The organism is Mesorhizobium sp. M0663 (assembly GCF_040320585.1).
GTDB lineage: Bacteria > Pseudomonadota > Alphaproteobacteria > Rhizobiales > Rhizobiaceae > Mesorhizobium.
In genome coordinates this window covers 23,467-35,646 of sequence record NZ_JAMYPX010000039.1, presented here as the reverse complement: position 1 = coordinate 35,646, position 12,180 = coordinate 23,467, and the positions used below count along the sequence as shown (strand labels likewise).

13 protein-coding genes and 1 pseudogene are annotated in these 12,180 nt (G+C 60.9%); 8 read left to right on the top strand and 6 right to left on the bottom strand.

The features are described 5' to 3' along the window. Nucleotides 1–119: 119 nt before the first annotated feature. Both NKI54_RS32445 and NKI54_RS32440 read right to left on the bottom strand, forming a co-directional pair. Nucleotides 120–1,118, bottom strand: coding sequence for an ABC transporter permease (locus NKI54_RS32445; RefSeq protein WP_352637301.1), 999 nt, complete (start codon nt 1,116–1,118; stop codon nt 120–122). Nucleotides 1,119–1,152: 34 nt separating this feature from the next. Beyond that, nucleotides 1,153–1,893 carry an ATP-binding cassette domain-containing protein gene (locus NKI54_RS32440; protein WP_352637304.1) on the bottom strand — a complete coding sequence of 247 codons (741 nt, stop codon included), beginning with the start codon at nt 1,891–1,893 and terminating at the stop codon, nt 1,153–1,155. Nucleotides 1,894–2,320: 427 nt separating this feature from the next. Between NKI54_RS32440 and NKI54_RS32435 the strand changes: the two genes are divergently transcribed. After that, nucleotides 2,321–3,310, top strand: coding sequence for a sugar-binding protein (locus NKI54_RS32435; protein WP_352453763.1), 990 nt, complete (start codon nt 2,321–2,323; stop codon nt 3,308–3,310). A gap of 147 nt (nt 3,311–3,457) precedes the next feature. Further along, a complete protein-coding gene (locus tag NKI54_RS32430; RefSeq protein WP_352453764.1) occupies nt 3,458–4,237 on the top strand; it encodes a FadR/GntR family transcriptional regulator in 780 nt (259 codons plus the stop codon). Between the two features lie 683 nt (nt 4,238–4,920). Here NKI54_RS32430 and NKI54_RS32425 read toward each other — a convergent pair. Beyond that, nucleotides 4,921–5,805, bottom strand: a complete 885-nt coding sequence (locus NKI54_RS32425; protein ID WP_352693702.1) for an NAD(P)-dependent oxidoreductase — start codon at nt 5,803–5,805, stop codon at nt 4,921–4,923. 146 nt (nt 5,806–5,951) lie between these two features. On the opposite strand from NKI54_RS32425, the gene NKI54_RS32420 reads away from it, so the two are divergent. From NKI54_RS32420 to NKI54_RS32400, 5 genes and pseudogenes are all read left to right on the top strand, one after another. Further along, entirely contained in the window at nt 5,952–6,848 is an 897-nt protein-coding gene (locus tag NKI54_RS32420) for an NAD-dependent epimerase/dehydratase family protein (RefSeq protein WP_352595404.1), read from the top strand. Nucleotides 6,849–6,891: 43 nt separating this feature from the next. Then, nucleotides 6,892–7,186, top strand: a pseudogene (locus tag NKI54_RS32415) (transposase); the annotation flags it as partial. 204 nt (nt 7,187–7,390) lie between these two features. Then, nucleotides 7,391–7,933 (top strand): hypothetical protein, encoded by a 543-nt coding sequence (locus NKI54_RS32410; RefSeq protein ID WP_352637298.1) that lies wholly within the window; start codon nt 7,391–7,393, stop codon nt 7,931–7,933. Then, the gene (locus tag NKI54_RS32405; protein WP_352595398.1) at nt 7,920–8,339 is read left to right on the top strand and encodes a helix-turn-helix domain-containing protein; all 420 of its coding nucleotides are present in this window, start codon (nt 7,920–7,922) and stop codon (nt 8,337–8,339) included. The genes NKI54_RS32410 and NKI54_RS32405 overlap by 14 nt, the downstream gene beginning before the upstream one ends. Then, on the top strand, nt 8,336–8,818 hold the full coding sequence (locus NKI54_RS32400; protein ID WP_352595396.1) for a hypothetical protein: 483 nt from the start codon (nt 8,336–8,338) through the stop codon (nt 8,816–8,818). The genes NKI54_RS32405 and NKI54_RS32400 overlap by 4 nt, the downstream gene beginning before the upstream one ends. A 120-nt stretch (nt 8,819–8,938) precedes the next feature. Here NKI54_RS32400 and NKI54_RS32395 read toward each other — a convergent pair whose 3' ends face one another. The 3 genes from NKI54_RS32395 to NKI54_RS32385 all read right to left on the bottom strand — a co-directional run bounded on the left by NKI54_RS32395 (nt 8,939) and on the right by NKI54_RS32385 (nt 11,063). Continuing rightward, the gene (locus NKI54_RS32395) at nt 8,939–9,427 is read right to left on the bottom strand and encodes a nucleoside deaminase (RefSeq protein ID WP_023675810.1); all 489 of its coding nucleotides are present in this window, start codon (nt 9,425–9,427) and stop codon (nt 8,939–8,941) included. 167 nt (nt 9,428–9,594) lie between these two features. Continuing rightward, nucleotides 9,595–10,452 carry an EamA family transporter gene (locus NKI54_RS32390; protein WP_352637297.1) on the bottom strand — a complete coding sequence of 286 codons (858 nt, stop codon included), beginning with the start codon at nt 10,450–10,452 and terminating at the stop codon, nt 9,595–9,597. Further along, on the bottom strand, nt 10,449–11,063 hold the full coding sequence (locus NKI54_RS32385) for a nitroreductase family protein (RefSeq protein WP_352595392.1): 615 nt from the start codon (nt 11,061–11,063) through the stop codon (nt 10,449–10,451). Before NKI54_RS32385 ends, NKI54_RS32390 begins: the two co-directional genes overlap by 4 nt. Nucleotides 11,064–11,173: 110 nt before the next feature. On the opposite strand from NKI54_RS32385, the gene NKI54_RS32380 reads away from it, so the two are divergent. After that, complete coding sequence (locus tag NKI54_RS32380; protein ID WP_023675813.1) at nt 11,174–12,175, top strand: LysR family transcriptional regulator; 1,002 nt, start codon at nt 11,174–11,176, stop codon at nt 12,173–12,175. Nucleotides 12,176–12,180 lie beyond the last annotated feature (5 nt).

The window sequence follows — 12,180 nt, the reverse complement described above, 5'->3', positions numbered from 1 at the left end:
CATGATTCCAACCCCGCAAGCCAAACCTGCTACCCAACCAAAACTCCCTTGACACCTCTCCGAAGCAGATGTGTGCGCACGCTAGCCCACAAGGGGAGAAGGGGGGCTGCGCTTGAACGTCAGTCGTTGCGCCTGAAATTGCGGATGCGGTCGAACAGGACCGCCAGTAGGATGGCGCCGCCGATGAACACGCCTTGCCAGAAGGCATTGATGCCGAGCAGGCCGAGGCTGTTGCGGATGACTTCGATCAGCGCCGCGCCAACGACCGCGCCGAAAGCCGTGCCCATGCCGCCGGCCAGGTTGGCGCCACCGATGACGGTGGCGGCGATCACCTGAAGCTCCATGCCGTTGCCGAGATTGGTGGTGACCGCGCCCAGCCAGCCGGTCTGGATGATGCCGGCAAGGCCAGCCGCCAATGCCGAGATCATGTAGACGACGACCTTGATCTGGCGCACCGGAACGCCGGTCAGCGTTGCCGCATGCTCGTTGCCGCCGATGGCGAAGATGTGCCGGCCGAATTTGGTCCAGCGCAGCACAAAGCCGGTGATCAACGCCAGCACGATCATGTAGAGCACCGGATTGGCGATGCCGAACACCCAGGCGCCGCCGCCCAGCGCCAGCAGCTTGTCGTGGTCCGGCCCGAACTGGAAGACGACGGTGTTGTTGGAGGCGACCATGGCTAGGCTGCGCGCAATCGACAGCATGCCGAGCGTCACCACGAAAGGCGGAAAGCCGAGATAGGCGATCAGAACCCCGTTGAAGGCGCCGATGATCAGCGCTGTGGCGATCGCAGCGCCAATGCCGATCTCGATGCCGTAGCCGGCATGCATGGTCACGGCCAGCACCATCGAGCACAGGCAAAGCACCGAGCCGACCGACAGGTCGATACCGCCGGTGATGATGACGAAGGTCATGCCGAGCGCGACGATGGCGACGAAGGTGACGTTGCGGGTGATGTTGTAGAGGTTCTTGGTCGTGGCAAAGGAATCCGTGACCACCGACAGGAACAGGCAGGCGAGGATGACCGCGATCACCACCCAGAAGGTCTGGCTGGCAAACACCTTGCTCAGCAAGGTGTGCTGCTTGTGCGCAATCGTCTGATCAAGGGTGACTGCCATTATCGACCTTTTTTACTCATGGTTGAGGCGTCAATCATACCTGTTCGATGGCGCCGGTGATGAGTCCGGTGACTTCTTCCGGCGAACTCGATGCGATCGTCTTGTCGGCGACCTTGCGGCCGCGCCGCATGACGATGACGCGGTCGGCGACGTCAAAGACGTCGGGCATGCGGTGGCTGATCAGCACGACGGCGATGCCCTGGTCGCGCAAATGGCGGATCAGGTTCAGCACCTCGGCGACCTGGCGCACCGAGATCGCCGCCGTCGGCTCGTCCATCAGCACGATCTTGGCCTGCGAAAGCATGGTGCGGGCGATCGCCACCGCCTGCCGCTGGCCGCCCGACATTTGCTTGACCAGGTCGCGCGGGCGCGTTTCGGATTTCAGCTCGGCGAAGATCTGGCCGGCACGCTTGTACATCGCGGCATAGTCGAGGATACGAAGCGGCCCGAGGCCGCGGCGCAATTCACGGCCGAGATAGACGTTGGCGGCGGCCGTAAGATTGTTGCACAGTGCCAGATCCTGATGGACGATTTCGATGCCGTGCTGGCGCGCCTCGACCGGCTTGTGCAGGATCAGCTCCTTGCCGTCCATCTGCATCGTGCCATGGCTCGGTGGGAAATTGCCGGCGATCATCTTGACCAGCGTCGACTTGCCGGCGCCGTTGTCGCCCATCAGACCGACAACCTGTCCGGCCTCGATCGACAACGAAACGTCGTTGACCGCCTGGATGGCGCCAAAATGCTTCGAGATTTTGGTGAGTTCGAGAACCGCCACCAGCCTTCTTGCCTCCCCGTGCTTTGCGGCCTGCGGTTCTGCCGCGGCCATTCGCTCTCCCCAGTTCCTCCCGGAAGCAGCGATTTTGCCCATTTACGCATAAGCCTCCTTGGCGTCAACCACGGCTTCTTTCGAAAAATCAGTTTTGTAGGACAAATAGCATTGACGTCGGTGACAAGGCGATATTAGCTAAGTGTCGGAGGAGCTTGCGCCGAGCCCCCGGGTTGCCGGAAGGAATCGGTGAGGGTTTGTCGGTCAGGGATTTGGTAACCAGCGATATCTGTCGGTGCCGGTCTGAGACTGAATATGAAAATGCTTATCGACCTGGCTTGGCGACACGAGTGCGACGTCCTCTGTCATCTTGCTCCGGGTCGATCTGTGTGTGGCGGGCACGCGGTGTCCGTTTGTTTCAAAAGGGAGGACTGACATGAGGAAATCACTATTGCTCGCTGCCGCCGCCGTCATGGCGTTGGGTGCCGGGCCGGCTATGGCCAAGAAACAGCTCGTCATCGTGGTGAAGGGTCTGGACAATCCATTCTTCGAGGCCATCCACCAGGGTTGCGAGAAGTGGAACAAGGAAAACGCCAGCTCGGAATATGAGTGCTTCTACACCGGACCGGCATCGACCTCGGATGAGGCCGGTGAAGCCCAGATCGTCCAGGACATGCTGAGCAAGCCCGATACGGTGGCAATGGCGATTTCGCCATCGAACGCGCCGCTGATCGCGCAGACGATCAAAAGCGCCAATCCGTCGATCCCGATCATGACCCTCGACGCCGACCTCAGCAAGGAAGATGCGGCGCTGCGCAAGACCTATCTCGGCACCGACAATTACCTGATGGGTCACAAGATCGGCGAATACATCAAGAAGGCCAAGCCGAATGGCGGCAAGATCTGCACCATCGAAGGCAATCCGGCCGCCGACAACATCCTGCGCCGCGCGCAGGGCATGCGTGACGCGCTGTCGGGCAAGGACGGCCTCGCGGCGCTGGCGGGCGAAGGCGGCTGGACGGAAGTTGCCGGCTGCCCGGTGTTCACCAATGACGACGGCGCCAAGGGCGTGCAGGCGATGACCGACATCCTCGCCGCCAATCCCGATCTCGACGCCTTCGGCATCATGGGCGGCTGGCCGCTGTTCGGTGCTCCGCAGCCCTACCGCGACCTGTTCAAGCCGATGGCCGACAAGATCGCCAGCAACGCCTTCGTCATCGGCGCCGCCGACACGATCGGCGACGAGGTGGCGATTGCTCGTGACGGGCTGGTGACCGCGCTGGTTGGCCAGCGGCCGTTCGAGATGGGCTACAAGGCGCCCTCGGTGATGATCGACCTGGTCGGCGGCAAGCCGGTCGCCGATCCGGTGTTCACCGGCCTCGACGAATGCACCAAGGACACGGTCGACACCTGCATCCAGAAGTAGGTCGGCAATTTCGGGGCGCCCTTCGACGGGCGCCCCGTTCGCACTGTCCATACAAAACGCACGAGGCGACGCTGCTTTGGAGCGTAGGCCGCTGCTTTGCCGTGCCCTGAGTTCAGGCTTTCGACAAGCAGTTGCCGGGGAATACCAATGCCGGACGCGACATCAAAAAAGCGACCCGCCAAATTCAAGGCAGAGGCTGAGCGGCCGGCAGGCGTTCGACGTGCCGATGCCGCACACTTTCCCGGCTCGAGTGTGCATGCGTCGCTGGCCAACGAAATCGGGCTGAGGATCGTGCGCGGCGACTATCCGCCGGGAACCATCCTGCCCAACGAAGCCAAATGGTCCGAGACCTTCGACGTCAGCCGCTCGGCGGTGCGCGAAGCCATAAAAATGCTGATGGCGAAGAGCCTATTGGCGTCACGCCCGAAAATCGGCAGCTGGGTCGAGCCGAAGGAGCGCTGGAACCTGCTCGATCGCGACGTGCTGGCCTGGTATGCGACCTCGCCGGACCGCGAGGTGTTCCTCAGGACCGTGCAGGAATTCCGCCACATCATCGAGCCGGAGGCCAGCGCCTTTGCCGCGATGCGGCGCACCGACGAGCAGATGGCCGAGATCAGTCAGGCCTGCCGCGAGATGGGCGAGGCAACCAATCTGCAGGAGCGCACGCGCGCCGACACGCGGTTTCACCTCGCCATCCTGCGCGCCTCGGGCAACGATCTGCTGGTGCCGCTCGGCGTGCTGATCGAATCGGCGCTCGACCATTTGTTCCAGTTCGTCACCCGCGAGACCAGCGATCAGCGGCGGGCGCAGGCACTGCACGAGGCGATCGAGAAGAACATCCGCCTGCAGCGGCCCGCCGCAGCCCGCGCCGCGGTGCACAGGCTTCTTGCCAACACCGACGATGTCATCGGCCGGTCGCGGCGGTGATTTATGCGCCAGGGCTGGCGTTGCTCCGAACGATTGCAAAACTCGCCTTCCTTCGCGCCCCTCTCTGTCCTGCCGGACATCTCCCCCACGAGGGGGGAGATTGGATGCCACTTCGGCTTTCGCTGATCATCAACGCTAGGCAATGAGGGCGGCGACCTCGGGTGGGAAAGGAATTCGGACTTTTTGCCGTCGCAGCTATTTTGTTCTTGCTTTGTGCCGGCAGCTATGCTACTAATTTCGGTATGGTGCTAATTGGCTCCAACGACCCGCCTCCCGAGGCGGGTTTTTTGTTTCTGGCGTTGCGCGTGCTGCCGATACCAACGTCGGATGGAACCCATTCTGCCCTGCCGGACATCGCCCCAACAAGGCGGGGCAATCGCATAGGGAGTTCCCCTCATCCGGCCGCGGAGCCTGTCCTCGGGCTTGCCGGAGGCAAGACCCGTGGGCGGCCACCTTCTTCCCGCTGGGGAGAAGAGGCTGACGCCGGCGCTGGCGACCTCCTCTCCCCTCGGGGAGAGGTCGGATTGCCCCGAATTGCCCTTTGCAATTCGGTTGGCAATCCGGGTGAGGGGGCACCTGCCTACATGCGATTGCACTGCCTCAGGGGAGGTCGGCAGCTTCGCCAGTGGCGCTTACGCCTCGGAATGAAGTGAGCTTGCGTGGCAGAGAGCTGATCGGCCGCCTCAGATCGTCTGCTTCTTGCCATCCGGCACATACTGGTCGGCGGGGCCGGCCGCGAAGGCGCCGGCGAAGGCGTTCTTGGTGGCGTTGCCGAGCGGGTTGGCGATGCCGGCGGCACCCGCCATCGATTCGAGATAGGTGAGGTCCTTGAAGGCATTGGCGATGGTGAATTTGTGCGCGTCGCGGTCGCCTTCCAGCGTCCAGCGCATGAAGGTCTGGTAGAAGCCGCAATCCATGCGGCCGTTGCGGATGACGCTGTCGAAGCGCGGCGGCGAGATGCCGACCTTCTGCGCCAGCGCCAGCGCCTCGGAATAGATCGCGGCGTAGCCGAGCGAGATGAAATTGTTGAGCAGCTTCATGCGATGGCCGTCACCGGTGTCGCCGATATGGACGATACGCCCGGCCCAGGTTTCGAGCACCGGCTTCAGCCGGGCAAAGACCGCATCGGGCGCGCCGACCATGGCATCGAGCGTGCCTTCCCAAGCCTCTTTCGGGGTGCGGCTGAGCGGGGCATCGACATAGGCGACGCCGAGCGCCTTGAGTTCGGCGGCCAGCGCCACCGTCGAAACGGGATCAGAGGTCGAGCAATCGACGACAACCGATCCCGGCTTCAGGCCTTCCTTGAGACCGCCTGGGCCGCGAATGATGGCTTCGACCTCGCGCGAGCCGGTGACGCAGATGAAGACGATATCGGATGCCGCCGCGACGTCGCGCGAGGTCGCCGCTTCCCTGGCACCGCGGCCGAGCAGGTCTTCCGCAGGCGTGCGGTTCTTGCGGCCGAGAAACGTCAGCGGATAGCCCTTATCGACGATGTTCTTCGCGATCCCGTGCCCCATCAGGCCAAGCCCGATGAAGCCGATCTTTTCGCTCGCGGCAGTCGTGTTCATGTCGTTTCGTCCTATTTTGCAATGATGGATGACGGCGCTGCACCTTGCCGGCGAATTGTTGAAGCGGGTTTTTGCCGCACGCCATGGCAGGCGATTGCAGAGTTCGATATTGTCTGACAATACACATGAATCTTAGGGAGAGCAAAATGACGAAGCGGATCATGTTCACCGGCGGCAGCGGCAAGGCCGGGCGCCACGTCGTGCAGTATCTGGTCGAGCAGGGCTGCCAGGTGCTCAACATCGACACCAAGCCGCTCGACAATCCCAAGGTGCGCACGCTGATCACCGACATCACCGACAGCGGGCAGGTGTTCAATGCGCTGTCGAGCTATATCGGCCTGCACGAATTCGACCCGTCGCTGCGTACGCAGCCGGTCGATGCCGTGGTGCATTTCGCGGCGATCCCGCGCATCATGATCACGCCCGACAATGAGGTGTTCCGCATCAACGCGCTCGGCACCTACAACGTCATCGAGGCCGCGGTGAAACTCGGCATCCGCAAGGTGGTGATCGCCTCCAGCGAAACGACCTACGGGCTGGTATTCGCCAACGAGCCGCGCAACCCGACGCATTTTCCGCTCGACGAGGAGTACGACGTCGACCCGATGGACAGCTACGCGCTGTCCAAGGTCGTCAACGAGAAGACCGCGCGCGCCTTTGCCCTGCGCAGCGGCTTCGACATTTATGCCTTGCGCATCGGCAACGTCATCGAGCCGCATGAATATTCGCTGTTTCCGAAATGGTTCGCCGATCCAGGTTTCCGCAAGCGCATCGCCTGGAGCTATATCGACGCGCGCGACCTCGGCCAGATCACGCTGCACGCCATCGAGAAGGACGGGCTCGGCTATCAGGTGTTCAACGCCGCCAACGACGACACCTCGTCCGACCTGCCGACAGCCGAACTCCTGAAGCGGTTTTACCCCGATGTGCCGGTCAAGGGCGACCTTGGCGACTACGAGACGCTGCTCTCCAACCGCAAGGCACGCGACATGCTCGGCTTCCGGCCGGAGCACAGCTGGCGGAAATACGTCAAGACGAGCTGACGGGCGCAGCTGACGCGATGGCGGCACTGGGCCAGCCCCGACGCGCAACGTTGAGAAGGGCTCTGTCGTCTCGACCGACGAACTCATGTCCTATGGGTTATAGAGGGTGACGGGTACAAGCTCGGCACCGTGAGGCACTGCAAAAACATTTGGTCGACGTTCTACAACGCCACCGGCGAATTCCTTTCGACCAATTATGTTGAGATTTTTTGGAGCCTGTTCAAGAACTCGGTTCGCTCGACCACATTCACGCGCCGGCCAAATACATGGATCGCTACCTTGCCGAATTCACTTTCCGGTCGAACTATCGCCTGATGCAGAACGCGATGTTGATCTGATCCTGTCTTGTGTTTGATGACTTTGGGATAAGAACGGCTTTATCCACAGGGCCAACGCCTTTGGCTTCCGTTGCTTGATGAAATCTTCCAATCGATTTGCTTGCAGGGCCTGACTCAAGCTCGAATCTGACATAGGCTATCTCCTGGCTGGTAATAACACATTTCCCCATTCGAGAGGAACGGTGCGGCCAGCGGGGGAAATTGTTGACTTTAAACGCAACTAACTCTATTTTGTATCGGGCGGTCGAAACCGGTCGGCTCGTCGCGCGGCCTGCGCTTAACCAGAAGGTGGAGGCCAAGCGGTTTCTGTATGTGACGCCAAATGTTTATAGAGGATTAGCTGGGAAGGATCCCGACTTAAGCCATTTGCCGATGGCGAAAATGGAAGAACTGATCGCGATTTTTTGTTTCGGTTGGTTCGTGACGGCAAGCCTCAAAGGAGACCCAGACGATCGGGGGCCAGACATCGAACGGCTGCATTCTGTTGACGAGGTCTGGGTAATTTGTGCGCGAAAGCCCAGGCATGTCCAAGTGCGTCTATTCGGTAGGTTCCTCGACGCCGGTGTATTCATAGGTTTAGGACTGCATTGCCGACACTGGCTAGGAATCAAAAAGAACTATAGCGAAACCGCCGCTGGAATCCCCGATCTTTGGGGCAACACCATGGGTAATGCGCAACCTTTTCGTGCAGCAACAGCGTTAGAGTACGTGAAGGGAATATGTCGAGATGTGGATGAAAAAATCTAATAAGGTTTCCGACCAAGCGTTCGTTCAAGAGTTCGAACGTGGGATGCTTCGTTCGGCTTTTGTGAGTGCCTTTTGGGCGGTCATCCAAGCCAGGAAAGCGGAAACAGGGCTCACCCTCAGTCAGCTTGCTGATCGCCTCGGAATTAACAAGTCTGCGGTCTCTCGCTGGTTTTCAGGAACAAAGCCGAACTGGGAAATAGACACTATCTCGGACCTCGCGATTGCCCTTGAGGTAGACGTAGAGGTTGTGGTCGTAGACAGAAAAATGAACCGTCGGTTTGGGCCCGCGGGCGAGATACAGCCGCTCACGCTCGGAGCGGGGACCACACCAAGTTCCGGGCAGCATCCCATCCTGCCGGGAACCGATACCGTCAGTGCGGTCTCAATACGCCTTGAGGCAGCATGATTTTGAACCCCCATGCTAGCGTCGTGTTTTGCGATGACCTTCGACAGGAGGCCAACGGGAAGCAACTGCACATAGGGGTCTATAATGATGCCGTTTTATTCGACGGACCTTTGCCGTGGGCGTTGCCCACTGGGCTATGGTGTCTGATTAAATACCTTGAGCCGTATCCAGAAACTTTGCCTACCCTCGCGATAAAAGTTCGTCTTGAATCCAAGGCCGGTGGGGTAGTTGATTTGATAGAAGCTCCAGTGCCGAAGACCGACATCATCCCCCAGAGAGGACCCCTCGAATTTGAGAAGGATGCAGTCAAATTATTGGCTCTTAGCATGAACATTCAACTGTCAACCTTGGTCTTCCAGGAGCCTGCAAAACTCGTGGTCGTAGTCGTTCGCGACGGGGAGGAAATCTCAGCTGGCCGATTGCGCATCTCGCAGTTGAGCAGGGATGGAACCGGCAACCCCATCCCCACTGCTCTTTAGGCCCAAAGGGGTTAAGGCTCCCCGATGATCCCCGCTTCACTTGTTTGAAGGGGACAATACTTTTAATCAATAAGTCCTGAGCCTAGCACTCACTCGTTTTCCCGCCGCGCGGCAATTGAGCTACTTGTCCTTCCAGAATTCGGCCTGGAGTTGCGCCGCTTCATCGGCAAGCAGCGGGCCGACGACTTCAGTCGGACGCTGCCCGGCTTCGAAGACGATCCTGCAGGGCAGGTCGAGCGTGGGATTCTCGACATGTGCGCCCGTCAGCCGCTTGAGGTCGTGTTCGCTCTGCCCAAAGACGACCCGTCCGATGCCCGCCCAATAGATTGTGCCGGAGCACATCGCGCAAGGTTCGGCCGAAGTGTAGAGGGTGCAAGAGGCCAGCTTTTCGAGACTGACATTCATCGCCGCCCACGAGGCCAGCAGCCTTTCGGCATGAGCGGTGCGGTCGCCCCCGTGGGCTTTGTAAGCGTTGGGCTGCTCGCGCAACACATTGCCGTCTTTGTCAGCGAGCAGCGAACCAAAGGGATGTTCGCCAGCATCGCGGGCCTTGCGCGCGACTTCGAACGCCTGACGGAGCAGGCGCTCATCATAGGGGCGTTGTGGCATCGGCGGATCTCCGGCAGCGCCGCTAGATCATAGTGCGGAACAATCCGCCGACTCAAGTCGGTAAGCGCGTCGCGTTCGACGGGCCTCGTACGACGCGCTTCAGGTGCCTGTTGTATGCATGTCGTTATCGCAAAACCGCTGCACACTTTGCGCGACATGCATTAGGCTCAAGCCTCGTTCCGACTAGGGCGTTGAGCCAGCCAGATGCTGCCGATGACGAAAACGACGCCGGCGATTTGAGGCAAGATCAGTGTCTGATCCAGGATTACCCATCCGAGCAGCACGGCGGTCACCGGGCTGAGGAAAAGCAGCGATGACGCCACCGAAGATTCGAGTCGCGCAATGCCCCGGAACCAGAGGACATAAGTCAGCGCCGCACCGATCAGGCCGAGCCACACCAGTCCAAGCAGGTTGGCCGCGGTCGGGAACGGGATGGGTGGTTCGAAAAGCAGGACCACCGGAACGAGAAGGAGACCACCGGCAGTCAGTTGCCATGCCGTAAAGGCGAGCAGCGATGCTGGCGGCTGCCACTTGCGGCTCAACACGCTGCCGAAGGCCATTGAGGCCGCCCCGGCGAGGCCGGCGGCAACGCCGACCGCATCGAGCGTCGCGTTCGGGGTCAGCACCAGCAATGCAACACCGGCTATCCCGACAAGGGCGGCGACAATCGCCAACCGGCGGACAGGGCTGGCAAGCAGGGCAGCGGCGAGGAAAATCACAATCAACGGCTGGACCGACAGCACGGTCGCCGCGACCCCGCCCGGAAGCCGGTAGGCGGCGACAAACAACATGCTCAGGAAGATCGAGATGTTGAGGGCTCCGAGGATGAAACTGCGCAGCCACCATATGCCCGTTGGCAGTTGCCGAACGATCGCCAGCAGCAGCAATCCGGCGGGCAGGGCTCGCAGCATTGCTACCGTCATCGGCGAGAAGTTCGGCAGGAACTGCGTGGTGACGATATAGGTGCTGCCCCATATCGCCGGTGCGATGGCCGTAAGCAACAGATCGGAACGGTGCGTTTTCATAAGATTTCCAGTACTTCGGCAAGAGGGCGGCGCGGCTTTTGCGGCCAGTTGCCGGGCGCGGCGCGGCCGACCGCGATGAGCATCACCGGCACTTCATTGCGCCCAAGGCCAAACTCGCGGGCCACGCCTTCGGCGTCGAAGCCGGCCATCGGACCGGAGCCGAGGCCCAGCGCTTCGGCCGCGAAAATCAGCGTTGCGGCGCCAAGCGTTGCCGAGCGCACCGCTTCGTCGCGGGCCGCTAGAGGATCGGCATATTGTGCGCGGGCGCCTTCCTGCCAGCCCGAAGCCATATCCACCGGCATGAAGCCGGCTTCCACGAAAGGACGCAGCCTTGCATTGAGGGCAGCGTGGTCGGGGAGTACGCCGCAGATGATGAAGGTGACCGCTGCTTCCTGCACCTTGACCTGGCCGTGGGCCAGGCTGCGCAACCGCGCCTTTGCTTCCGGCGTCCGCACGGCGATGAAACGCCAATTCTGAAGGTTGTAGGCGCTTGGCGCGCGCGTTGCGAGGCGTGCCAGTTCCTCGACCTCGGCATCCGTCAATGCATGCGAGGCATCGAACCGATTGGCCGACATGCGTCGCTCGATAAGGGAGATTGCGGGGTTGGTCATCATGTCATTCCGAAATTGAGCAAGCCGTTCGGATAGCAGATAGAGAATTTACCAATGAGCGATAATATGCGATAATTGAAAGACATTATTTACTAGAAGAGAATGGTGAGATGGATCGCCTGACTGCGCTGCAGGTTTTCCGCCAGGTGGCGGAACTGAACAGTTTTGCCGAAGCCGGACGGCGGCTCGGTCTCTCGCCTCCCGCGATCAGCAAGAATATCGCCGAGCTGGAGGCGGATCTGGGGGTGCGGCTCATCAACCGGACAACGCGGCGCATGGCGCTGACTGAAGAGGGCAGGATCTACCTGGAGCATGTCACGCAGGGGCTCGATGCGCTGGCCAGGGCCGACCAGGTGCTCGGCCCGATCAAGACGGCGCCGAGCGGCACGTTGCGGGTCAGCGCGCCGATGACTGTCACGTTGACGCGGCTTTCGGCTGCCATGCCCGCGTTTCTATCGCGCTATCCCGATTTGAAGCTCGATCTGCACCTTGACGACAGGCGCGTCGATATCGTGCGGGAGGGATTTGACCTTGCCATTCGCGGCAGCGACAATCTCGAGGATTCCAGCCTGGTCGCCCGAAAGCTTGCGATCATGCCGCATGTGATTTGCGCAGCTCCGTCCTATTTCGAGAAGCATGGCCGGCCCAAAACGCCCGCCGATTTGAAGGCGGCCAATTGCATCCGGTTCAGCCTCTCGGGGCATGCGGACATATGGGAGTTCCGCAAGGACGGCCGAGCCGAGCGGATCGCCATCGACGGACGATATTCGGTCTCGTCAAGCCTTGCCGTGCGCGATGCGCTGCGCGCCGGCTTCGGCGTCAGCCTGATCCCTTATCTCTATGTCGAAAGCGACCTGAAAGCAGGCCGGCTGCAATCGGCTCTGGATGACTGGGACAAGGTCGAAACCACGCTCTACGCGGTCTATCCGGCACGCCAGCATCTCGCCCCGAAAATCCGCGTCTTCCTTGATTTCCTGATCGAGGAATTCAGTCGGGACAAGGAGAAGCCGTTCGTGCCTCCCCGGCGTGAAGGCTCGGCAAAGCGCGGTGTCGGCGAGGCGACGGATGCGGAAAATCAAGCTGAGATATTGCCGGCGATTTCATCTCCTTGACACGC

Coding starts and splice junctions, on each gene's coding strand:
- NKI54_RS32445 (WP_352637301.1), bottom strand. CDS start 1,118: ATGGCAGTCACCCTTGATCAGACGATTGCGCACAAGCAGCACACCTTG.
- NKI54_RS32435 (WP_352453763.1), top strand. CDS start 2,321: ATGAGGAAATCACTATTGCTCGCTGCCGCCGCCGTCATGGCGTTGGGT.
- NKI54_RS32430 (WP_352453764.1), top strand. CDS start 3,458: ATGCCGGACGCGACATCAAAAAAGCGACCCGCCAAATTCAAGGCAGAG.
- NKI54_RS32425 (WP_352693702.1), bottom strand. CDS start 5,805: ATGAACACGACTGCCGCGAGCGAAAAGATCGGCTTCATCGGGCTTGGC.
- NKI54_RS32420 (WP_352595404.1), top strand. CDS start 5,952: ATGACGAAGCGGATCATGTTCACCGGCGGCAGCGGCAAGGCCGGGCGC.
- NKI54_RS32405 (WP_352595398.1), top strand. CDS start 7,920: ATGAAAAAATCTAATAAGGTTTCCGACCAAGCGTTCGTTCAAGAGTTC.
- NKI54_RS32400 (WP_352595396.1), top strand. CDS start 8,336: ATGATTTTGAACCCCCATGCTAGCGTCGTGTTTTGCGATGACCTTCGA.
- NKI54_RS32395 (WP_023675810.1), bottom strand. CDS start 9,427: ATGCCACAACGCCCCTATGATGAGCGCCTGCTCCGTCAGGCGTTCGAA.
- NKI54_RS32390 (WP_352637297.1), bottom strand. CDS start 10,452: ATGAAAACGCACCGTTCCGATCTGTTGCTTACGGCCATCGCACCGGCG.
- NKI54_RS32385 (WP_352595392.1), bottom strand. CDS start 11,063: ATGACCAACCCCGCAATCTCCCTTATCGAGCGACGCATGTCGGCCAAT.
- NKI54_RS32380 (WP_023675813.1), top strand. CDS start 11,174: ATGGATCGCCTGACTGCGCTGCAGGTTTTCCGCCAGGTGGCGGAACTG.